Genomic DNA, 22927 nt, shown 5'->3' on the forward strand with positions numbered 1-22927 from the left:
ACCGGCCCTTATTACGCCGCATGGTTACCCGATGGCTCCCGCTCCAAATTCCGGCGCCGCCAGGCCGCCGGCGCCTCCCCCACCCGTTTGCGGAAAAAGCGTGAGAAATAGGCGGGATCTTCAAAGCCCACCTCGCGGCCGATATCCTCGACGGAGCGGATGGTGAACATCAGCAGACGCTTGGCTTCCAGCAGCCGCCGGTCCAAAAGCATCTCCTTGACGCTGTGCCCGAACACCTCGCGCGCCGCCTTATCGAGCAGATGCGGCGTCGTGGCGAGCAGGTCGACATAGTTGCCGACCGGCCAATCGCTCTTGTAATGCCGGTCGATGGCGCTGCGCAGCGCGAGCGCCAGCGCCACGGTCGGCGAAGCCGATGGAAATGCCGCGTTGCCGCCGAGCCTGTTCATCAGCGACAGCACGACGCCGATCAGCCCCAGCATGACCTTTTCGCTCAGGCCGCCGCGCTCGCGATACTCGGCGCTGACCATTTGCAGCAGCGTTTCGATCTTTTGCCAGGAAGGATCGTCCGGCCGCGCCGTCAGAAAGGTCGGCACATCGAGGCTGAGATCCACCTGGGGTGCCAACGCCTTCAACGTGTCGTCCGATATAGAGACGACGATGGCGTCAGATTGATCGTCGACCTCGAATCCGTGAATGATGTTGCTCGGCACGAAGCTGATCGTCGGAGCGGAAAAATTCCAAGTTCGGTCCTCGACCCGGTAGCGCCCGCCCCCCTTGTACCAATAGGTGATTTGGCCCATCAGCGGATGTTTGTGCGGCGCCACATGCCCGAAATGCAGCGTTTTTCGGTCCATGACCGTTTCCACATGCAGGAATCCGACATCGAGCGCCCGGCTCGGCACGCCATAGACAAAGAAATTCGGAATCTCGTTCTTCTGCGACATGCCGGAAAAAGTACCAGCGAATTGCCCCCTTTGTCCATGGCCGGACCGGCGCGCCGGACGTAGCATTGCTCATGATCTCAAGGGAGGAATACGAGATGCGAGCTGAAGATCACCGCAGCGACAAGACCCGCCCATTTACCGGCACCGAATATCTGGAAAGCCTGCGCGACGGCCGCGAAGTCTATATCAATGGCGAGCGCATCGCCGATGTGACTGCTCATCCAGCCATGCGCAATTCCGTCCGCTCGCTCGCCCGCATGTACGACGCGCTGCACGACGAAAAGACCAAGGATCGTCTGACATCCCCGACCGATACCGGTTCAGGCGGCTATACCCACAAATACTTCCGGGTGGCAAAATCCTCAGCCGAGCTTGTCGCCCAGCAAGGCGCCATTGCCGATTGGGCCCGCATGTCCTATGGCTGGATGGGTCGCACCGCCGATTACAAAGCGGCCCTCATGAACACACTCGGCGCCAATGCCGACTGGTACGGTCCATTCAAGGACAATGCGCTTTCCTGGCATAAGCGGGCGCAGGAATCCGTGCTCTTCATGAACCACGCGATCGTCAATCCGCCGATCGACCGTCACAAGCCTGCCGATGCCGTTAAGGACGTTTTCGTCCACATCACCAAGGAAACCGATGCCGGCATCTACGTTTCCGGTGCCAAGGTCGTAGCGACGTCTTCGGCGTTGACTCACTATAATTTCCTTGCCCAGAGCTCGGCGACCGTCACGGAAGACCCGTCTCTGTCAGTTATGTTCATCGTTCCGATGAATGCGCCCGGGATCAAGATGTTCTGCCGCGTCTCCTACGAGCAGACCGCCAATACTGTGGGACATCCCTTCGACTATCCGCTGTCTTCTCGCTTTGACGAGAACGACGCGATCCTGGTGCTTGATAATGTCTTCGTGCCTTGGGAGGACGTGCTCGTGCTGCGCGACGCGGCAAAGATCCTCTCCTTCCACCCGGCCTCGGGCTTCATGCACGGTTACTGCTTCCAAGGCTGCACGCGTTTCGCCGTGAAGCTCGACTTCATTGCCGGACTGCTCGCCAAGGCGCTGCGCGCGACCGGCGGCGATGCCTTCCGCGGCAATCAGGCGGCGCTCGGCGAAATCATCGCGCTTCGCCACATGTTCTGGTCGTTTTCCAACGCCATGGCCTATAATCCGCAACCTTGGGCCAATGGCGCTGTATTGCCGAACATGGAAGCCGCGCTCTCCTACCGCACCTTCATGTCGGAGGCCTATCCGCGCGTCATCGAAACCGTACGCAGGGTCATCGCTTCGGGGCTAATCTACTTGCCTTCCTCGGCCAAGGACTTCGGCAATCCGGAGATCGACCGCTACCTCGCGCAATATGTGCGCGGTTCCAACGACATGGGTCATATCGAGCGCATCAAGATCATGAAGCTGCTCTGGGACGCCACAGGCACCGAATTCGGCGGACGCCACGCCCTTTACGAACTTAACTACGCCGGCGCGCCGGAGGAAGTTCGCCTGCAGGTGCTAAAGGGCGCCGAGCGTGGTGGCCGGTTGAAGGAGATGGAAGCGCTCGTCGATCAGTGCATGAGCGATTACGACGAAAACGGCTGGACCGGAGATACGTGGCTGCCGCCGCTGAGTGATACCTCCCCTGCCCGCAACGCCGCCGAGTGAGGACGTTGCCATGGAGGAGCAACTCTCGAAAACCGAATTTCGCAACGCCATGGCTCGGGTCTGCGCTCCGGTGAACGTCATCACCACCAACGGCCCTGCCGGCCGCGGCGGCTTTACTGCGACCGCCATGTGCAGCGTCACCGACGAACCGCCGACGCTACTGGTCTGCATGAACAGTCGCTCGGCGCAGACCTCCCTCTTCCTGGAAAATCGTCGCTTCTGCGTCAATGTCCTGACGCAGGAGCACAAGGAACTGGCCGGCTATTTCGCCGGCCAACGCGCCGACATGGAGGAACGCTATGCCGCGGCGGAATGGATCAACTTTCGTTCCGGCAGCCAGGCGCTTTCCGATGCCATCGTCTCCTTCGATTGCCGCCTGACCGAAGCGCGCCTGGTCGGCACGCACCATATCTTCATCGGTGAAGTCATGGATATTCGCAGCCGCAAGGACGGACATGCGCTGCTCTATTTCGACCGCAACTATGTGCATGTGCCGACCCAGACGGGCAGCTTCGGCGGCTAGGAGCCGCATGGATGGCTGGCGTTCGTGGAAATAAAGCAGGGTGCCGGCGACGAGGCGGCACCCTGTTTGCATGCGAAAATAGCTGTTAGAGCTGGATCCATGCCGTCTTCAGATCGACGTATTTGTCGAGCGCATGCAACGACTTGTCGTGTCCGTTACCCGATTGCCTGACGCCGCCAAGCGGCACGCTGTTATCGGCGCCGCCATAGGTGTTGACATGCACGACGCCGGCGCGGATTCCCCGCACCATCCGATGGGCGCGCGACAGGTTCGAGGTCCAGACGGCGGAGGCAAGGCCATATTCCGTGCTATTGGCGATCTCAAGTGCTTCCGCTTCCGTTTGGAAGGAGATGATCGACAGGATCGGGCCGAAGACCTCTTCGCGCGCCAGGGTCATCGACGGCGTCACGTCGAACACCGCCGGCCGCATGTAATAACCGCCCGTCTCCTCAAGAATACGCAAACCACCGGTGCGCAGCGATGCACCCTCCGATAGCGCCTGCGAGATATAGCCGAGATCCTTCTTCAGCTGGATCTCGCTGGAAATGGCCCCTGCGTCGGTCGTCAACTGCAGTGGATCTCCGACCTTCATGGCCTCGGCGATGCGGATGACTTTCTCGGAAAAGGCCTCATGGATCGATTTCTCCACAAGCAGCCGGGAGCCGGCGACACAGACCTGGCCGGAATTGCGAAAAATGCCATAGGCAGAAACCTTGGCCGCCTGATCGAGATCCGGCGCATCGGCAAAGACGATGTTCGGGGACTTGCCGCCCAGTTCCAGATAGACGCGCTTCAGGTTGGAGCGTGCCGAATATTCCAAGAGCCGCCGCCCGACGGGGCCGGAACCGGTGAAGGCCAGCACATCGATATCCATGTGCAGCCCCAATGCTTCGCCGCACACCGCACCGCGACCGGTCACGACGTTGAGCACGCCTTCGGGCAATCCGGCTTCGGCGCAAATTTCGGCAAGCTTCAGCAGCGTCAGCGACGCGCCTTCGGCGGGCTTCAGCACGACGGAATTGCCCGCGGCGAGCGCCGGCGCAATCTTCCAGGCGCCGATCATCATCGGGAAGTTCCACGGCACGATGGCGGCAACGACACCGATAGCTTCGCGATGGATGAGCCCGAGTATGTTCTCAGCCGTCGGAGCGATTTCGCCATAGACCTTGTCGATCGCCTCGGCATAGTAACGGAATGTGCCGGCGGCGCTGCCAGGCTCGGCCTTCAGCGCCATCGAGATTTCCGTGCCGTTGTCGCGTACCCCAAGCACAGCCAGTTGGAGCGCATTCTTCTCGATCAGTTCGGCAATTTTCAGCAGCACCTTCTTGCGTTCGGCCGGCGCCGCCTTCGACCAGCTGCCTCTTTCGAAAGCATGGCGGGCGGCCTTGACGGCAAGGTCAACATCTTGCGTGCCGGCATCGGCAATCGTGGTCAGCTTTGTTCCGTCGATCGGCGATATGACGTCCATCGTTGCGCCGCTGATCGGTTGGCGCCAGGCGCCTCCGATGAACAACGTCTGGGGCGAAACGGATAATGTCCGGAGCTGGTCGATCTTTTCCTGCATCTCATTGTCTCACAAAGAGGGTGGCGGGATTTGCCCGCCACCACGATTGGAACTGATTCAGGCTTCCTGGCCGGCGCCGAGGCGAGCAAAGCTTGCCGCATCGGCCGACTTCAGACGAGCCGCTGCGATAAAGCCGATGACGCCGGCAATTAGCACAAGCCCCGGCAAGACCACCGCAAGCACGCCATTGGCGCCGGCAATCGCGCCGAAATTCGCCGAGATATAGTAGACAAGCGTCAGGAGGATGAGACCCGTCACGATCGGAAGCACCTTGATAACAAGCACATTGCGCTCAAGCCCCGGATTGCGGCTGAAGAACACCACGATCGAGAAGGCTGTAAACGCCATCAGCAGGATGATCGCCAGCGTTGCGACATTGGTAAGCCAGGAGAAGAGTGCCAGCACCGGATCCTGACCCGTTACCGCAAAGAGCGCGACGACGAGCACGGCAATGACGGTCTGAATGATCGACCCGACATGGGGGCTCTGAAAGACCGGATGCGTCACGCCGACCGACTTCGGCAGCAAGCCTTCGCGGCCGGCGACATACATATAACGCGCCACGCCATTGTGGAACGCGAGGATGCCAGCAAAAAGGCTGGTGATGAAGAGCACGCTCATCACGACGGTAATCCAGTGGCCGACATAGCGCTCGGCAAGGCCGAAGAGGAAGGTCGTGGGATCGGCAAGGCCCTGCAGCGTCGGAACAAGCTTGTCGACGCCGGCACCGATTACCATCAGCCAAGAGGTCAGCATATAGAAGAGGCCGATGACGATCACGGAAATATAGGTCGCGCGCGGTACGGTCTTTTCCGGCTCGCGGGCCTCTTCGCTGTAAATGGTCGTCGCTTCGAAACCGATGAAGGCCGCGAAGCAGAAGAGGAGGCCGATCGCCGGCGTTCCGCTCCAGAAGGCAGTTGGCGTGAAAGGCGCGGCGGAGAGGCCCGCATCGCCTCCCTTGGCGAAGATCGCAGCGTCGATGACGAACACGACGAGATATTCGAGAATGACGAGCACCGTCAGCACCTTGGCTGAAAGATCGACGCGGCGGTAGCCGAAGACGGCGACGAAGGCGATGCCGATAAAGCTCCAGAACCACCAGGGAAGATCGAGACCGAGCTGTTCGGCAAAGAAGCCTTTCGTTGCAGCACCGAAAAGCCCGAGAACGCCGACCTGCATCGCATTGTAGGCGAGAATAGCGATCAAGGCTGCGGCACCACCCATGAGGCCGCCAAGGCCCTGCGCGGTGTAGGCGTAGAAAGCGCCGGCATTTCTTATATGGCGGGCCATGGCGACATAGCCGACCGCAAACAGCAGCAGAATGCCTGTCACCAGCAGGAAGGTCAGCGGAATGCCCGGCCCGTTGCCGAGCATCATCGAAAGCGGCACGCCGCCGGCAACCGCCGTCAGCGGTGCGGCGGCCGAAACAACGAGGAAGGTCACGGCACCTACGCCGAGACTGTTCTTGCGCAGCTGGTTTTCGGCCGCGCCCTGTGAATTTTGCGTGTTCATTTGCGTTCGTTCCCCTTGTTTAAAAACATCCGATCATCGCCGCGATTGCACGCGTGCGACCTCCACCAAAAACCGGACTGACGAGCGGGCTTATGCTTTTGTTGATTTTACCGCCGTCAGCGCTTATGGTTCATTATTTGAACCACAGCTTCAAATATAGACTTGCAAACATTGCCGGCCTCTGTCAAGTTATTTCGCATGTTAAGTATCTTGGGTCGCTGCTATCGTGCGGCGGCGCAGGGTCAGAAAGCTGATTTGACGGGAAGCCGAGGCTGGACGCACGAAATCAGAACCTGACCAACCCAAGAGGAGGAATGATGAGCACGATCGGAAGGCGCTGGCATTGCTGGATACCCTGTCACGGCTGGACAAGGAGGCGGGTCTGACCGACATCGCCCGCCTGTGCGCGCTGGACAAGGCGACGGCACGACGCTTTCTGGTGGAGCTGGAAAAACACGGCTTCGTCGAGCAGGATTCAGATACGCGCCGCTACCGCATCGGCTCGGCACCGGTTCGCCTCGCCCGTATCCGCGAAGCACGCTTTCCCTTCCTGCGGGTCGCAATCCCCTTCATCAGGACGCTTGCCGAATCCTCGGCCGAGACCGTGCATCTGTCCGAATTTTCGGGCGGGCAGCTTTCTACCATTCACGTGGAGGATTCACCGCGTGCGCACCGCATCATAGTCGATGTCGGCAGTCTCTTGCCCTTTCATGCGACAGCTTCAGGCCTCGCCTTTCTGGCCTCCTGTCCACGAATAGAAATCGACGAAGCGCTTAAAAGGCCGCTCGAAAAATTCACCGATTACACCGTCACCGATCCCCAATTGCTGCGTCGGATGCTCGATGAAACCGCAGCACGGGGCTTTTCCATCATTGACCAGGGCCTGGAAGCCGGCGTCATCAGCACGGCCGCTCCGGTGCGCACGCCGGGCGGTCGCCCGATTGGCTGTGTGGCGATCGCCGCTCCCCTCTCGCGCACCAACACGACCGCCATTCACGAATTCGGCGCACAGACCGCCAACGCAGCCAACGCCATCGCAGAAAAATATTACGGGTCGGAAAGACCCGCGGGAACTATTGCGAAACTCAGGAGGACGGATTGATGAGCCCGGAGGCTCCCTCACCACGGATACTCGTCATCGGAACCGGTGACACCAAATGCGACGAACTGCAATTCATGGCGTCCGTCATCAAGCAAGCCGGCGGCCAGCCGGCCATGATGGATGTCAGCATTCTCGGCGACCCACCTTACAGCCCTGAATATTCCAAGCATGACATCGCGAAGGCCGCCGCAACGACAATCGAAACCATTACCGAAAGCGGCGACGAAAATAGCGCCATGGCCGCGATGGCGAAGGGTGCAGCGGCGTTGGCCTTGCGCCTTTACGAAGATGGACTGGTGGATGGAGTCATCGTGCTTGGCGGCTCCATGGGCACGGATCTGGCGCTCGACGTCGCCGCCGTCCTGCCGCTCGGCGTGCCGAAATTCGTGGTTTCGACCATTGCCTACTCTCATCTCGTACCGCCCGAACGCATCGCACCCGATCTGATGATGATCCTGTGGGCTGGCGGTCTCTATGGTCTCAACAGCATCTGCCAGTCGGTTCTCTCCCAGGCCTGCGGCGCGGTCGTCGGCGCTGCAAGGCATAGCATCAAACCCGATCGCAAACGCCCCCTCGTCGGAATGACCTCCCTTGGCTCCTCCTGCCTGAAATATATGAAATATCTGCGGCCCGAGCTGGAGAAGCGCGGCTACGACGTCGCCGTATTCCATTCCACCGGCATGGGCGGACGCGCCTATGAAGCGATCGCCGCCAAAGGTGAATTTGCCGCCGTCTTCGACTTCTGCATCCAGGAAGTCAGCAATCATCATTATGGTAGCGTCGTTACCTCCGGGCCGGACAGGCTTGAGAATGCCGGACGTGCCGGCACTCCGCAGATCGTGGCTCCCGGCGCAGTCGACATGGTCGATCTCCAGGCGTGGCAGGTCTTGCCCGCGATCTTTGCGGATCGCCCCTATCACGCCCATAACAGGTTGATCGGGTCGGTGACGATATCGCCGGAAGGGCGGCGGGAAGTTGCCCGTGTGATCGGAGAAAAACTGCGGCGCGCCGAAGCGAAGGTCGCCTTCCTGCTGCCGACCGAAGGATTGCAGGAATGGGACAAGCCGGAAGAGCCGCTGCATGATCCGGAAGGGCTAGACGCCTTTATCGACGAGATGCGTCGTGCGATTCCGTCCAGCGTCACCCTGCAGGAGGTCGATGCCCATATCAATGAGCCGGCCTTCTCCGCTGCAGCACTCGCCATCTTCGATCAATGGGTGGCCGAAGGCGTTATTCCGGAGGGACGTCGATGACCGTCGATCGCGCCCTCATTCTCGATTTCGGCGGTGTGGTCACTCGTACGCTGTTCGAGACGCACGACATCACCGAGCGCACGCTTGGCCTTCCGAAGGGATCGCTGACCTGGCTCGGGCCGTTCGACACGACCACGGATCCGCTCTGGGTCGCGATGCAGAACCGCGAGATCACCGAACGCGACTATTGGCTCAAACGCACGGCCGAGGTGGGTAAGATGGTCGGCGAAAACTGGACCGACATGCAGACCTTCGTGCGCCGGGCGCGCGGCGCCGAGCCGGAGCTTGTCCTGCGCCCGGAAGCGCGCGAGGCCATCCTGCGTACCAAGGAGGCCGGCCTGAAGTTGGCGATCCTGTCGAACGAACTCGACCTTTTCTATGGCGTCGAGTTCCGCCAGCGTTTTCCGCTGATCGAGCTTTTCGACGTCATTGTCGACGCCACTTACACGAAAATCCTGAAGCCCGATCCCCGCGCCTACGAACTCGTTCTTTCCGAGCTCGACTTGCCGCGCGAAGCCTGCGTCTTCGTTGACGACCAGAAGAAGAACATCGAGGGCGCCGAAGCCGTGAGCCTGCCTCACGTGCATTTCGACGTCACCCGCCCCGCCGAAAGCTATGCCCGCGCACTTGCCATGCTGGGGCTCTGAACAAGAGGAATTTGATATGCGTGAGACCAATTTCATCATCGAAAACAATGCACGCCACCTGTGGCATCCAATGGCCCATCCAGCCGAGATGCAGGCCAATCCGCCCCGCATCATCAATTCCGGCGAAGGCGTCGAAATAGTCGATATTCACGGCCAGAAGGTACTTGATGCCGTCGGCGGCCTCTGGAACGTCAATCTCGGCTATTCCTGCGAGCCGGTAAAGAAGGCGATCCGCGATCAACTCGACGAACTGCCCTATTATTCGACCTTCCGCGGCACGACGAATTCGCCGCTGATCGAACTGTCCTACGAGCTTGCCGAATGGTTCAGGCCGGATGGCCTCAGCCGCTCCTTCTTCACCTCTGGCGGTTCGGACTCGGTCGAGACCTGCCTGCGGCTGGCGCGCCAATTCCACAAGGTCAATGGCCAGCCCGAGCGCACCAAGTTCATCGCGCTGAAGAAGGGCTATCACGGCACGCATTTCGGTGGCGCCTCCGTCAACGGCAACCAGAATTTCCGCCGCAATTATGAGCCGCTGCTGCCCGGCGTCATCCACCTCCCCGCACCCTTCACCTATCGCAATCCATTCAACACCACCGATGGCGCCGAGATTGCGGCGGCGATCGGCAGGCTCTTCGAGGAAGAGATCGCTTTCCAGGGCGCCGATACGATCGCAGCCCTGATCGTCGAGCCAGTACTCGGCGCCGGCGGCGTCATCGTCCCGCACGAGACCTTCCTGCCGCTGATGCGCGAGATCTGTGACCGGCACGGCATCCTTTTGATCGCCGACGAGGTGATCACCGCTTTCGGCCGCACAGGCGCCTGGACCGGATCGCGCCTCTGGGGCGTCAAGCCAGATATGATGTCGACGGCAAAGGCGATCACCAACGGCTATTTCCCCTTTGGCGCCGTGATGATTTCCGACAAGGTCGCCGAGGCATTCGAGAGCAACAAGAACTCTGTTGGCAATATCGGCCACGGCTACACCTATTCCGGCCACCCGGTCGGTGCGGCTGCAGCGCTTGCGACACTGAAAGAAACCAAACGGCTCGACGTCGCCGCCAATGCCGCTGCCCGCGGTGAAGAGCTGCTTGCCGGACTGAAGAGGCTGCAGGAGAAGCACGAACTGGTCGGCGACATCAGAGGCAAGGGCCTGATGTGCGCCCTCGAGCTCGTCAGTGACCGGGCGAAGAAAAGCTCGGCTGCCAAGGACACCGTCCAGAAAGTCCATGACGCGACTTATGATGCCGGCGTGATGGTCCGCACCTCCGGTGCCAATGTCATCCTGTCGCCGCCGCTGATCGTGACGGCTGCGAATGTCCAGACGATCCTGACCGCGCTCGATGCCGGCCTCACTGCTGCAAAGGGCTGATCATGTCCGACAATGCAGCCCTCATCGCGCGCCGTGAACGGCTTTTGGGCCGGAACATGTCGCTCTTCTATGACGAGCCGGTACATCTCGTGCGCGGCGAAGGCGTCTGGCTCTGGGATGCCGACGGGCGCAAGTATCTCGATTGCTACAACAATGTGCCACATGTCGGCCATTGCCATCCGCGCGTGGTCGAGGCGATTGCGCGGCAGGCCTCGATGTTGAACACGCACACGCGCTATCTGCATGAAGGCATTCTCGACTATGTGGAGCGGCTGACGGCAACCTTCGACAAGAGCCTGAATGCCGCGATCCTGACCTGCACGGGCAGCGAGGCGAACGACGTGGCCCTGCGCATGGCACAAGCCATGACCGGCAAAACCGGCGTCATCGCCACGAACCACACCTATCACGGCAACACGGCGGCAGTGTCTCAGCTATCGACCCGCATGCCGCCGGTCGGCGGCTTCGGCGGCCATGTCCGGCACGTACCGGCGCCGGACAGCTATCGTCCGCTCGGGGGTGAAGGCGGAGATGCCTTTGCCACGGCCTTCGCGGCAGAAGTCGAAAAAGCGATCGCCTCGCTGGAGGATACCCCGCATGGCTTTTCGGCCATCATCATCGATCCGTTCTTCGCCAATGAAGGCTTTCCTGATCTGCCGCCGGGCTTTCTCGACAGGACGGTTGCAGCCGTACGCAAGGCTGGCGGCCTTGTGATTACCGACGAAGTACAGCCCGGCTTTGGCCGCACAGGCTCGCACATGTGGGGCCATCAGCGCGCCGGCATCGTTCCGGATATCGTGACACTCGGCAAGCCGATGGCAAACGGGCATCCCGTCGGCGGCGTCATCGCCAATGTCGACACGATAAACGCCTTCCGCAAGGCGTTCCGCTATTTCAATACCTTTGGCGGCAATCCAGTCTCCTGTGCGGCAGCCATGGCCGTGCTCGACGTCATCGACGACGAGAACCTCATCGAAAATGCCCGCAATGTTGGCGAGTATACGCGCGATGCCTTCAAGCGGCTGGCCGAGAAGCACGCGATCATCGGCGACGTACGCGGCAGCGGCCTGTTCATGGGCACGGAATTCGTACTCGGCAAGCAGACGAAGGAGCCGGCGACTGCTGAGGCAACCCGCATCGTCAACGAAATGCGCGAGCGCGGCGTGCTGATGGGCAAGATCGGCATTCACCAGTGCGCCACGAAGATCCGCCCGCCCATGCCGTTCACCAGGGATAATGCCGACTTCATGTTGTCTATCTTCGACGACGTATTGACTGGCCTGTGAGGCAATATGGCCGATCCGTTGCCACAGACCATCCGTGACGCGCTCCAGAAACGTGCGCTGGAAGCACTCGACCATTGGCCTGTGCGGGCCTACGAGCCTGTCCTGATGAAATATCGCGAGAATGCCGTCTTCCGCATTACGCTGGAAGACGGCCAGTTCGCCGCGCTCCGGCTGCATCGGCCAGGCTATCATGACGAGACGAGCCTGCGCTCGGAGCTGCATTTCATGGCGACGCTTAAGCTCGGCGGCTTGGATGTGCCGAGCCCTGTGCCGACAAGCAGAAAGCAAAGCCTCGTCCGACTGCCGGCCAACAGGCATTTTGCCGAACAGCATGCCGATGTGGTGAGCTGGATCGATGGTGTGCCGCTTGGCCAAAGTGGCGTGCCGCTATCGCAATCTGTTGAGATGCAGGAAGCAATCTTCTTCCGCATCGGGCAGAACATGGCCATCATGCACGAGCTTGCCGATGTGTGGGAACCACCGGAAGATTTTCACCGCCCGGTTTGGGACATCGATGGGCTGCTCGGCGAAACGCCGCTCTGGGGCCGCTTCTGGGATTGTCGCGGCCTTTCATCCGAGAGCACTATCGCCCTCTCGGCATTGCGCCACCAGCTGCGTCAACTGCTCGCGAACGCGGATAGCCGAAGCCTCGACTATGGGCTGATCCATGCCGATCTGGTGCGGGAAAACATCTTTCTGACGGGAGCTGAAAACAACGTCGCCTTCATCGATTTCGATGATGCCGGCCATGGATTCCGCCTGTTTGATCTCGCAACGACCCTGCTCAAGAACCGCAACGAACCCGCCTATCCGGTGATCGAGAAAGCGCTGGTATCAGGCTATCGCAGCCGGCGAGCACTCTCCGAAGCGGCTCTGGCGGCCCTGCCCCTATTCATGGTGCTGAGGAACCTTACATATATTGGATGGCTCGCGGAACGTCCGGAAATTCCGGACAATGTCGAACGTCTGTCGCGTTACGTCCATGCAAGTCTGGAGATGGCAAGACAGCTCGACTTTGTCGCTTGACATCCGCGAGATATTTATTAACGTGTTAAGTAATTAAAGTCTCGGGAGGACTCAATGCCACATCTCGCCATCGAGTATTCGGCCAATCTCGAGGGCCGCGCCGATATCGGCGCGCTCTGCGAAAGATTGCTGAAGACGGTTCTGGAGACCGGCCTTTTCGAAGTCGGTGCCGTGCGGGTGCGCGCCTTTCGCGCCGAGCACTATGCAATCGCCGACAAGCTGCCAGAAAACGCCTTCGTCGACCTGAACTTCCGCATCGGCAAGGGCCGCACGGATGAGGAAAAGAAACGCACCGGCGAGGCGATCTTCGCCGCGGCGATCGACGTTCTCGGCCCGCTCTTCGACACCCCGCATTTCGCCCTCTCGCTTGAGATCCGCGAGATCGATGCGGAACTCAGCTGGAAGAAGAACGCCATTCATCCGCGGCTTCGCGGCAAGTGACATTCCCTTCGCGGGACGACATAACACCAAAGGAATAGACGATGTCCAAACTGCAGGAAAACATCGCAAAGGCCGAGGGCTTTCTGGCTCGATTCAAGGATAACGGCGTACTGAACCGCATCAATGGCGAGGATGTGCGTGCCGATGATGGTTCCACCTTCGAGACCATCTCGCCTGTCGATCTGAAGCCGCTCGCAACCGTTGCCCACGGCAAGGCTGCCGATATCGACCGCGCGGCAAAGGCCGCAAAAGCTGCCTTCGCCGAATGGGCCGCCATGCCCGGCAACGCGCGCAAGAAGCTCCTGCACAAGATTGCCGATGCGATCGTGGCTCGTGCCGAGGAGATCGCCTTCGTCGAGTGCATGGATACCGGACAGTCACTGAAATTCATGGCCAAGGCCGCTCTGCGTGGCGCCGAGAACTTCCGCTTCTTCGCCGACCGCGCGCCGGAAGCCCGTGATGGCAAGGCATTGCGCGCCGAGGGCCAGGTGAACCTGACGACCCGCGTGCCGATCGGGCCGGTCGGCATCATCACGCCCTGGAACACCCCTTTCATGCTGTCGACCTGGAAGATCGCGCCGGCGCTTGCCGCCGGATGCACGATCGTCCACAAGCCAGCCGAATTCTCACCACTGACGGCCCGCCTGCTAGTGGAGATTGCCGAGGAAGCAGGTCTGCCGAAGGGTGTGTGGAACCTCGTCAACGGTTTCGGCGAGGATGCCGGTCGCGCGTTGACGGAACATCCCTTGATCAAGGCGATCGGCTTCGTCGGCGAAAGCCGCACCGGTTCGATGATCATGAAGCAGGGCGCAGATACGCTGAAGCGCGTGCATTTCGAGCTCGGCGGCAAGAACCCGGTCATCGTCTTTGCCGATGCCGATCTCGAGCGCGCCGCCGATGCCGCCGTCTTCATGATCTACTCGCTGAACGGCGAGCGCTGCACCTCGTCCTCGCGCCTGCTGGTCGAAGAAAGTGTCTACGACAAATTCACCGCGATCGTCGCCGAGAAGGCGAAACGCATCAAGGTCGGCCATCCCCTTGATCCGGAAACGGTCGTCGGCCCGCTCGTCCATCCCGTGCATGAAAAGAAGGTGCTGGAGTATATTCAGATCGGTCGTTCGGAAGGTGCGACGCTGGCCGCTGGCGGCGAGAAGGTCAACGGCCCAGGCGGCGGTTGCTACGTCTCGCCCACGCTGTTCACCGGCGCCAACAACCAGATGCGCATCGCGCAGGAAGAGATCTTCGGGCCGGTACTGACCGCGATCCCCTTCAAGGACGAAGCCGATGCGCTGGCGCTTGCCAACGATGTCCAGTACGGCCTCACCGGCTATCTCTGGACGTCGGACGTCACCCGCGCCTTCCGTTTCACCGATCACCTCGAAGCCGGCATGATCTGGGTCAATTCGGAAAACGTCCGTCACCTGCCCACGCCCTTCGGCGGGGTCAAGAGCTCCGGCATCGGCCGCGACGGCGGCGACTGGTCCTTCGATTTCTACATGGAAACCAAGAACGTCGCCTTCGCCACCAAGCCGCACGCGATCCAGAAACTCGGCGGCTGAGCCCGCCAATATCTATAAGTACGCATAAGAGGAGGAACAAATGCCCCTGCCGAAACCCAATCTCTATCCGCCCTTCAACATCGTGCGTCTCAGCCATATCGAATTCGGCGTCACCGATCTTGCCAAGTCCCGCGCCTTCTATGTCGACACGCTCGGCCTGCAGGTGACGGATGAAACGGCCGACACGATCTATCTCAGGGCAATGGAGGAGCGCGGGCATCACTGCATCGTGCTGAAGAAATCCGACAAGGCGGAAGCCCGCGACCTCGGCTTCAAGGTGTTCAGTGACGAGGACCTCGACAAAGCGGCGCATTTCTTCAAGGGCAAGGACCTGCCGGTTGAATGGGTCGAGCGCCCCTATCAGGCCCGGACATTCCGCACCCGCGACCCGCACGGCATCCCGCTTGAATTCTATTCCAAGATGGAGCGTCTGCCGCCGATCCACCAGAAATATGCCCTCTACAAGGGTGTGAAGCCGCTGCGCATCGACCACTTCAACTGCTTCTCGACCAATGTCGACGAGAGCGTCGCCTTCTATAATGAGCTCGGCTTCCGCGTGACCGAATATACCGAGGACGAGGAAACCGGCCGCCTCTGGGCCGCCTGGACGCACCGCAAGGGCGGCGTCCACGACATCGCCTTCACCAACGGCCGTGGCCCGCGCCTGCATCACACCGCCTTCTGGGTGCCAACGCCGCTCAACATCATCGACCTGCTCGACCTGATGGCGACGACCGGCTGGGTCGCCAATATCGAGCGCGGTCCGGGACGCCACGGCATCTCCAACGCCTTCTTCCTCTATATCCTCGATCCGGATGGCCACCGCATCGAGATCTACTGCTCGGACTATCAGACCGTCGATCCCGATCTGGAGCCGATCAAATGGGACCTCAAGGATCCGCAGCGCCAGACACTTTGGGGCGCACCCGCTCCCAAATCCTGGTTCGAACATGGTAGCCTGTTTGCCGGTGCGGAAGTGGGTGAGCCTGACCTGAAGGCACAGCCGATTATCGCGCCGTAAGCGTTACCCTTGAGAGCGGGTGAAAAACGCCCGCTCCTCATCAACGTTCGCAAGCGCGAGGAGGCAGTCATGAAATTGAAAGACGCAACATTGTTCCGGCAGGCCGCATTGGTCGGCGGCGAGTGGATCGAAGCCGATCCATCCAATGCGATCAAGGTCGACAATCCCGCGACGGGCGAAATCATCGGCCTGGTTCCCAATCTGGGCGCTGCCGAGACCAAAAAGGCGATTGCCGCAGCCGAAGCCACGCAGAAGGAATGGGCCACCCGCACCGCCAAGGAACGCTCCGGCATCTTGCGCCGCTGGTTCGAGCTGATGATGGAAAACCAGGACGATCTTGGACGCATCCTGACGGCGGAACAGGGCAAGCCCCTGCCCGAAGCCAAAGGCGAGATCGCCTATGGCGCAAGCTTCATCGAATGGTTTGCCGAAGAGGCCCGCCGCGTCTATGGCGACATCATTCCCGGCCACCAGAAGGACAAGCGCATTCTGGTCATGAAGCAGCCGATTGGCGTGGTCGCGGCGATCACGCCCTGGAACTTCCCGAATGCGATGATCACCCGCAAGGCCGGTCCGGCCTTTGCCGCCGGCTGCGCCATGGTGCTGAAGCCCGCCTCGCAGACGCCTTTTTCGGCGATTGCCATTGCGATCCTTGCCGAACGCGCCGGCCTTCCGAAGGGTCTCTTCAGTGTTCTCACAGGCTCGGCCCGTGCCATCGGCGGCGAGATGACCGCAAGCTCGGTCGTGCGCAAGCTCACCTTCACCGGCTCGACCGAAGTGGGCGCCGAGCTCTATAAGCAGAGCGCACCGACCATCAAGAAACTCGGTCTTGAGCTTGGGGGCAACGCACCCTTCATCGTGTTCGACAATGCCGATCTCGATGCTGCCGTCGAGGGCGCACTGATCGCCAAGTTCCGAAACAATGGTCAGACCTGCGTCTGCGCGAACAGGCTCTACGTGCAGGAGGGCGTCTATGATGCCTTTGCCGAGAAACTCTCCAAGGCTGTCGGTTCGCTGAAAACAGGCAATGGCTTTGACGAGGGCATCAATCTCGGTCCGCTGATCGACGAGGCGGCCCTGGCCAAGGTCGAGGAGCATGTTGCCGATGCGCTTTCTAAGGGCGGCCGGGTCGTCGCCGGCGGTCATCGCCATCAGCTCGGCGGACGCTTTTATGAGGCGACGGTGCTTGCCGACGTGACCCCTGCCATGGCTGTTGCCAGAGAAGAGACCTTCGGGCCGGTGGCGCCCCTCTTCCGCTTCAAGGACGAGGCCGATGTCATCGCCCAGGCTAACGACACCGAGTTCGGCCTTGCCTCCTATTTCTATGCCAAGGATCTCGCGCGCGTCTTCCGCGTTGCCGAAGCCCTGGAATACGGCATGGTTGGCGTCAATACCGGCCTGATCTCGACGGCCGAAGCGCCCTTCGGCGGCGTCAAGCTCTCCGGCCTCGGCCGCGAAGGTTCACGCTACGGCATCGAGGAATTCACCGAAATCAAATATGTCTGCCTCGGCGGCGTCGTCTGAGGTCAAGAGAAGGCCGTGAAAGCATGACCCACCCCAGATTCCTATCCTTTTCGAGAAACGGCCGTCATGGCTATGGACTTGCGGTCGGCAACGGTGTCGTCGACCTCTCCGCGCGCCACGGCGCGACTTGGCCGACGCTGCGTGAGGTGATCGAGGCCGGTCGCCTCGCTCAACTCGCAGAAGAAGCCAAATCATTGAAGCCGGATTTCGCACTTGACGACATCCGCTTCGAGATTCCCATTCCGTCGCCGGAAAAGATCATCTGCGTCGGGGTCAATTTCCCCGACCGCAACGAGGAATACAAGGATGGGCAGGCTGCCCCCTCCAACCCCTCGCTCTTCATCCGCTTTCCGCGGTCCTTCACAGGCCACGACCAGCCGTTGATCCGTCCGCCGGAAAGCCCGCAGCTCGACTATGAGGGCGAGGTCGTCATCGTCATCGGCAAGGGTGGCCGCCGGATTGCCGAAGCCGAAGCCTTCAACCACATCGCGGCTCTCTCGCTTTGCAACGAAGGCACGATCCGCGACTGGGTACGGCACGCGAAATTCAACGTCACCCAAGGCAAGAATTTCGACAATACCGGCGCGATCGGCCCCTGGCTGATCCCCTTCACCGATGCGGCTCAGCTCGACGACATCGAACTGCGAACCCGCGTCAACGGCGAAGTGCGCCAGAGCGACCGCACCAGCCGGATGATCTTCTCCTTCCGCAAGATCATCAACTACATCTCCACTTTCACCACGCTCGTCCCCGGCGACGTGATCGTCACCGGTACGCCGACCGGCGCCGGCGCGCGCTTCGACCCGCCGATCTGGCTGAAGCCCGGCGATGTCGTCGAAGTCGAGGCCGATGGCCTCGGCATCCTGAAAAACACGATCGCCGACGAGGTGCGCTGATGCTATCGCAAGATGAAATCCAGGCCGCCGCCGAAAGCCTCGATAAGGCCGAGCGGACGCGCGTTCAAACAGGGCTCCTTTCGCTCAAGCATCCGCAAATGACAATGGACGATTCCTATGCCGTTCAGAGCGCCTGGGTGCAGAAGAAGATCGCGAACGGCCGCAAGCCTATCGGCTGGAAGATCGGGCTGACATCAAAGGCGATGCAATATGCGCTGAACATCAACATCCCCGATTCCGGGGTCCTCTTTGACGATATGGTCTTCGAAGATGGCGCCACGGTGCCGGCCGACCGCTTCATCCAGCCGCGCATCGAAGCCGAAATCGCCTTTGTCATGAAGGCGCCGCTCAGGGGGCCGAATGTCTCGATCTTCGACGTGCTGAACGCGACCGACTATGTGACGCCAGCGCTTGAGATCCTCGACACGCGCATTCTTCGTGTCGATCCGGAGACGAAGAAGGCGCGCACCATCGTCGACACCATCTCCGACAATGCTGCCAATGCCGGCATCGTCACCGGCGGCCGCGCCGTGCGGCCCGGTGAGATCGACATGCGCTGGATGGGCGCGATCGTCAGCCGTAATGCCGAGGTCGAGGAAACCGGCCTCGGCGCCGGCGTGCTCAATCAGCCAGCACGCGGTATTGCCTGGCTGGCCAATCGCCTGTCGCAATATAGCGACGGTATCGAAGCCGGCCAGATCGTGCTTGCCGGGTCCTTCATCCGCCCGATCGAGGCGCGACATGGCGATACGATCAATGCCGATTTCGGGCCCTACGGATCGGTCAGCCTGTTCTTCGCATGAAGGAGTGAACCATGCCGGCGCCTAAGAACCTCTTCAAACAGGCCCTGAAGGAAGGGCGGGCGCAGATCGGCCTTTGGCAGGCCCTCGCCAATGCCTACACGGTCGAAATCTGCGCCGGCGCCGGCTACGACTGGCTGCTGCTCGATGCCGAGCATGCGCCGAACGATATACCGCTTCTCGTCTCGCAACTGCAGGCGATGAAAGGCACGGCGAGCCACGCGGTGATCCGTCCGCCGATCGGCGAGACCTGGATCATCAAGCAGCTGCTCGATATCGGCGCTCAGACCCTGCTCATCCCGATGGTCGACAGCAAGGAAATGGCCGAAACCATGGTCAAGGCGGTGCGATACCCACCGCATGGCATGCGCGGTGTCGGTGCGGCCCTTGCCCGCGCCTCCGCCTTCAACCGCATTCCGGACTACCTTGCCACGGCCAATGACGAGATCTGCCTGCTGCTGCAGGTTGAAAGCCGCGCGGGGCTTGCGGCGCTCGACGACATCGCCTCGACCGAAGGCGTTGACGGCGTCTTTATCGGACCATCCGATCTTGCCGCAGACATGGGCTATCTCGGCAAGCCGGGTGCCCCTGAAGTGCAGACAGAAGTCGAAAAGGCGCTCGCAAAAATCCAGTCGCATGGCAAGGCGGCGGGCATCTTGATCGGCGATCTCTCGTTGGCAAAACGCTATCTGGAACTTGGCGCCACCTTCGTCGCGATAGGCAACGACGTCACGCTGCTTGCCAATGCTACCATCAAGCTTCTTGACGATTTCAAGAAAGCGGATACAGCCAAGCCGCCTGAGGACGTCAAGGTCTATTAATAGCAGGGGCCATGGCGGTCGTCGTTCGCCTATCGCGTATTTTGCGGATCAATAGAACCGAAGCGGCCCCTCATTCCTCGCCGACCGAGCCATTCTCCAATTTCAATGCCGCCAGTTCATCCAGCATATCGAGAAGCTTCTCGACGCGCTCCACGCCGAACCGAGCATCGATATCGGCATAGACCTTCAGGCTCTCCGGCATAACGTCCTCGACAACCGCCTCCCCGGCCGCTGTGATCTGCAACAATACCCTGCGGCCATCGGCATCATCTTTATGCTTGGTGATAAAGCCGCGCTCTTCGAGCGAACGGATCATGCGCGTCAGGCTCGGGGCAAGAATGGATGCCTTGTCTGCGAGTTCCGTCGCATCGAGCTTTCCGCCTTCGTAGAGAACGCGAATGACGCGCCATTGCTGCTCGGTCACATCATGCGCCAGCAGGATCGGCCTGAAATGGCTCATGACCGCTTCACGGGCGCGTAGAAGTCCGATCGCTAGGGAACGGCGACGGTCCCGCAGTGGCCGTTTGGGGTGCGTGGCCGCGATTTCCGGCTCAGCGCGCGGCCTCACATCACTGTCTGTTCTGTTTTGCATCTTTTGCATATTCGCTTCGACTATGGCCCTCACTGATTAACATGAGAATCATTCAAAGCAAGGCGATCGCATGTTATCGATCAAAGCCGATTGCAAAGATCGCCGCCGCGCGGCGCGCTTTCTCGCCATGGATTATGGCACCTCTACCAGGCGGCCGCTGCCTCTGATCTCGGAACGCCGCAGCACCGGATGCCCGTAGAGTTCGATATTACCGCTTCCGCTGATCGAGACATCGGCATCCGCGGCAGCGGCGACTTCCGCGTCGCCGCTGCCTTGAATTCTGATTTTCGCGGATTGAGCGGCCAGGTCCTTTAGACGCGCAGTGCCGGAACCGGATACATCGAGATCGACCGAGCGTGCGCTTCCCGTGGCCGTGACGCTGCCGCTTCCGGATATCCTCAGGCGCAGGTCTGATTGATCGAGCTGCGACAGAGCGAGATCGCCGCTGCCCCGTACTCTCCAATCAGTGACGAGCGGTCCTGATAGGCTGACGTCGAATTTGGAGTTGGACCAACCCGGATTACAATCCATGCTCAGCCTTCCGCCCTCCAGCCGCACATGATTGAGCAGCGCTGGATCTCCGCTCACGACGGCCTCCGCCTTTCCGCCCGGCTGATAGTGAACAGAGGCCGGGATATCGATCGTCAGGCTGCCATTGGAGCTGAAAGGCAGGATAACCTGCTGTCCGCCGGATGCCGCAGATCCGCAACTGGATTGCGTACCACCCCACCAATGCCCTGCGTTTGCCCAATCCGGCCCGGAAAGTCCGATCCCGAGGGCCAGAAAGACGAATGCACAAATCAGTCCGGTCGTCGCGATAGTCGCCAATTTCCCGTTCATTGTTCATTTCCTCCAACGATTCGCGGCCCAGCGTTCAAGCGCGGCTTTCGTCTACCTGCGCCAAGCGGAAATGCAGGCGGGCATATTGCCCAAGCATGCGGATACCCAAACTCAACCCCATCAGCAGCAAGGCCCCGCCGCCCACGAAGCAACTCACCAGCCCGGCGCCAACAAGCAGACGAGCCAGCATGCCGACGGAGGGCAAGCCGACGTGAAACAGCACGGTCGTCACGACAATCTTCAGACCGACGGCGCCAACGGCTACCAAAGCGATCGCAAGGCCGAGCGTCACGAACATCGCCGCAAACAGCAAAGGTAGCAGGAAGAAGATATCGACGACGGCAAGGCCCGCCAGCGCCACCGTAGCGGCCAAAAGATTCGACACGCTCCAGTGCGCCTCGAAACGACGCAGCCCAACATCCGCACGCAACTCCCTTGCGATCCTGGCAGGGTCGCCGAGCGCGGAGCAAACTTCCTCCTCGCTTCGGCCTGACGCCTCGGATTCGGAAAAATGGGCAGCATAGTCGGCCACGATATCATCGATCTCGTGCGGAGGCAGGCCCGCAAGCCCCAATCTCAGCGTGCGCAAAAAGGCTTCCCTGCTCATGGCAAATCCTCAAGTAGCTTGTCGACGGAGCCTGCTAACGTGCGCCAATCGCGGCGATGCGCTTCGAAAATCGAACGTCCCAACGGCGTGAGCCGATAATATTTACGCGGCGGCCCGTTGCTCGACTCGACGATGCGGGTCGCGACCAACCCGTCATTCTGCATCCTGCGCATCAGCGGGTAGATCGTTCCTTCACCCATGCCGACCGCCGCCACAAGTGTGCTCGCAATTTCATAGCCGTAGCTTTCACCCCGGGAGAGTACGGCCAGGACGCAAAGATCAAGCACGCCCTTCCGCAATTGAACTTGGATCGAGTCAGTCATGAACGCCTCAGCTTCACAGAAAAGATATAACAAGCTATCTGTTTATGCAAGGTAGCGACGCGGCGCATCCCACAAGCAGTTCAGTACTGCGATCGTCGCATTTTCCGGCAGCATCTGACAGCATCGTAACGATACACATTGCTGGGCGCCAAACCGCTATCGTAAGGCACCATGCGCTGACATCACGAGCGTTGAAAACCAACCGCGAATCCGCTCAGATCACGGCATGGCAAAAACGATACGCATAGCAGCGGCCCTGATGCTGCGCCTGGATGGAGAAACGCTGCTTGTGCGCAAGCGCGGCACTGTTGCCTTCATGCAACAGGGAGGCAAGATCGAGCCGCAGGAAACGGCAGCGGCAGCCGTTGTCAGAGAGCTTTTCGAAGAGCTCGGCCTTACGATAGAGACAAGCGATTTGACTTTCATCGGCCGCTTCCAGGCGCCGGCCGCCAACGAGCCGGACCATACCGTCATTGCAGATATATTCCGGCTGCACGTGGGCGATGCCGAAATCGGAGCAACGGCCGAGATCGAGGAGATTCGCTGGATTTCACCACAAAATCCGCCTGATATCGTCATGGCGCCGCTTACCGAACATCACGTCCTGCCATTTCATCGACAATATAGTCTATCCCCCGGCAACTAACATTCGATT

At 60.5% G+C, this 22927-nt stretch carries 22 protein-coding genes and 1 pseudogene; 16 read left to right on the top strand and 7 right to left on the bottom strand.

Annotated features, from left to right (window positions below; all coding sequences use genetic code 11):
• Positions 1–11: 11 nt before the first annotated feature.
• Positions 12–905: a helix-turn-helix domain-containing protein gene (locus ACK83U_RS25130; protein ID WP_112603932.1), complete on the bottom strand. Its 894-nt coding sequence runs from the start codon at positions 903–905 to the stop codon at positions 12–14.
• A gap of 95 nt (positions 906–1000) precedes the next feature.
• Here ACK83U_RS25130 and ACK83U_RS25135 point away from each other — a divergent pair, with 95 nt between their 5' ends.
• Together ACK83U_RS25135 and ACK83U_RS25140 are read left to right on the top strand one after the other, a co-directional pair.
• Entirely contained in the window at positions 1001–2563 is a 1563-nt protein-coding gene (locus ACK83U_RS25135) for a 4-hydroxyphenylacetate 3-hydroxylase N-terminal domain-containing protein (RefSeq protein WP_112603934.1), read from the top strand.
• A 10-nt stretch (positions 2564–2573) separates the two neighbouring features.
• Positions 2574–3086 (top strand): flavin reductase, encoded by a 513-nt coding sequence (locus ACK83U_RS25140; protein ID WP_112603936.1) that lies wholly within the window; start codon positions 2574–2576, stop codon positions 3084–3086.
• A gap of 85 nt (positions 3087–3171) precedes the next feature.
• Here ACK83U_RS25140 and ACK83U_RS25145 read toward each other — a convergent pair whose 3' ends face one another.
• Complete coding sequence (locus ACK83U_RS25145) at positions 3172–4650, bottom strand: aldehyde dehydrogenase (protein WP_112603938.1); 1479 nt, start codon at positions 4648–4650, stop codon at positions 3172–3174.
• 57 nt (positions 4651–4707) lie between these two features.
• A complete protein-coding gene (locus ACK83U_RS25150) occupies positions 4708–6162 on the bottom strand; it encodes an APC family permease (RefSeq protein ID WP_112603940.1) in 1455 nt (484 codons plus the stop codon).
• Between the two features lie 317 nt (positions 6163–6479).
• Between ACK83U_RS25150 and ACK83U_RS25155 the strand changes: the two are divergent.
• From ACK83U_RS25155 to hpaI, 13 genes and pseudogenes are all read left to right on the top strand, one after another.
• A pseudogene (locus ACK83U_RS25155) lies at positions 6480–7264 on the top strand (IclR family transcriptional regulator).
• Entirely contained in the window at positions 7264–8517 is a 1254-nt protein-coding gene (locus ACK83U_RS25160) for a Tm-1-like ATP-binding domain-containing protein (protein WP_112603944.1), read from the top strand. Before ACK83U_RS25155 ends, ACK83U_RS25160 begins: the two are co-directional and overlap by 1 nt.
• Positions 8514–9164: an HAD-IA family hydrolase gene (locus ACK83U_RS25165; protein ID WP_112603946.1), complete on the top strand. Its 651-nt coding sequence runs from the start codon at positions 8514–8516 to the stop codon at positions 9162–9164. The genes ACK83U_RS25160 and ACK83U_RS25165 overlap by 4 nt, the downstream gene beginning before the upstream one ends.
• 16 nt (positions 9165–9180) lie before the next feature.
• Complete coding sequence (locus tag ACK83U_RS25170) at positions 9181–10536, top strand: aspartate aminotransferase family protein (RefSeq protein ID WP_112603948.1); 1356 nt, start codon at positions 9181–9183, stop codon at positions 10534–10536.
• A 2-nt stretch (positions 10537–10538) separates the two neighbouring features.
• Positions 10539–11822, top strand: a complete 1284-nt coding sequence (locus ACK83U_RS25175; protein ID WP_112603950.1) for an aspartate aminotransferase family protein — start codon at positions 10539–10541, stop codon at positions 11820–11822.
• Positions 11823–11828: 6 nt separating this feature from the next.
• Complete coding sequence (locus ACK83U_RS25180; protein ID WP_112603952.1) at positions 11829–12848, top strand: phosphotransferase; 1020 nt, start codon at positions 11829–11831, stop codon at positions 12846–12848.
• 54 nt (positions 12849–12902) lie between these two features.
• On the top strand, positions 12903–13289 hold the full coding sequence (locus ACK83U_RS25185) for a 5-carboxymethyl-2-hydroxymuconate Delta-isomerase (RefSeq protein ID WP_112603954.1): 387 nt from the start codon (positions 12903–12905) through the stop codon (positions 13287–13289).
• 41 nt (positions 13290–13330) lie between these two features.
• Positions 13331–14848 carry a 5-carboxymethyl-2-hydroxymuconate semialdehyde dehydrogenase gene (hpaE, locus tag ACK83U_RS25190; RefSeq protein ID WP_112415102.1) on the top strand — a complete coding sequence of 506 codons (1518 nt, stop codon included), beginning with the start codon at positions 13331–13333 and terminating at the stop codon, positions 14846–14848.
• A gap of 40 nt (positions 14849–14888) precedes the next feature.
• Positions 14889–15869, top strand: coding sequence for a 3,4-dihydroxyphenylacetate 2,3-dioxygenase (gene hpaD / locus ACK83U_RS25195; protein ID WP_112603956.1), 981 nt, complete (start codon positions 14889–14891; stop codon positions 15867–15869).
• A 69-nt stretch (positions 15870–15938) separates the two neighbouring features.
• Positions 15939–17393 (top strand): NADP-dependent succinate-semialdehyde dehydrogenase, encoded by a 1455-nt coding sequence (gabD, locus tag ACK83U_RS25200; RefSeq protein WP_112603958.1) that lies wholly within the window; start codon positions 15939–15941, stop codon positions 17391–17393.
• A gap of 23 nt (positions 17394–17416) precedes the next feature.
• Positions 17417–18289: a fumarylacetoacetate hydrolase family protein gene (locus tag ACK83U_RS25205; RefSeq protein ID WP_112603960.1), complete on the top strand. Its 873-nt coding sequence runs from the start codon at positions 17417–17419 to the stop codon at positions 18287–18289.
• Positions 18289–19092 (top strand): 2-oxo-hept-4-ene-1,7-dioate hydratase, encoded by an 804-nt coding sequence (gene hpaH, locus ACK83U_RS25210; RefSeq protein ID WP_112603962.1) that lies wholly within the window; start codon positions 18289–18291, stop codon positions 19090–19092. Before ACK83U_RS25205 ends, hpaH begins: the two co-directional genes overlap by 1 nt.
• Before the next feature lie 11 nt (positions 19093–19103).
• Entirely contained in the window at positions 19104–19910 is an 807-nt protein-coding gene (hpaI, locus tag ACK83U_RS25215) for a 4-hydroxy-2-oxoheptanedioate aldolase (RefSeq protein ID WP_112603964.1), read from the top strand.
• Positions 19911–19980: 70 nt separating this feature from the next.
• Here the strand turns inward: hpaI and hpaR are convergent, their stop codons facing one another.
• From hpaR to ACK83U_RS25235, 4 genes are all read right to left on the bottom strand, one after another.
• A complete protein-coding gene (gene hpaR, locus ACK83U_RS25220) occupies positions 19981–20502 on the bottom strand; it encodes a homoprotocatechuate degradation operon regulator HpaR (protein ID WP_112604063.1) in 522 nt (173 codons plus the stop codon).
• Positions 20503–20634: 132 nt separating this feature from the next.
• Positions 20635–21342, bottom strand: coding sequence for a GIN domain-containing protein (locus ACK83U_RS25225; RefSeq protein ID WP_112603966.1), 708 nt, complete (start codon positions 21340–21342; stop codon positions 20635–20637).
• A 34-nt stretch (positions 21343–21376) separates the two neighbouring features.
• Complete coding sequence (locus ACK83U_RS25230; protein WP_112603968.1) at positions 21377–21949, bottom strand: DUF1700 domain-containing protein; 573 nt, start codon at positions 21947–21949, stop codon at positions 21377–21379.
• A complete protein-coding gene (locus ACK83U_RS25235; protein ID WP_112337348.1) occupies positions 21946–22272 on the bottom strand; it encodes a PadR family transcriptional regulator in 327 nt (108 codons plus the stop codon). The genes ACK83U_RS25230 and ACK83U_RS25235 overlap by 4 nt, the downstream gene beginning before the upstream one ends.
• A 226-nt stretch (positions 22273–22498) precedes the next feature.
• Between ACK83U_RS25235 and ACK83U_RS25240 the strand changes: the two genes are divergently transcribed.
• Entirely contained in the window at positions 22499–22918 is a 420-nt protein-coding gene (locus tag ACK83U_RS25240; RefSeq protein WP_112603970.1) for an NUDIX hydrolase, read from the top strand.
• Positions 22919–22927 lie beyond the last annotated feature (9 nt).

Origin of the sequence: Rhizobium sp. WW22 (assembly GCF_047041135.1) — a bacterium.
Lineage (GTDB): Bacteria > Pseudomonadota > Alphaproteobacteria > Rhizobiales > Rhizobiaceae > Rhizobium.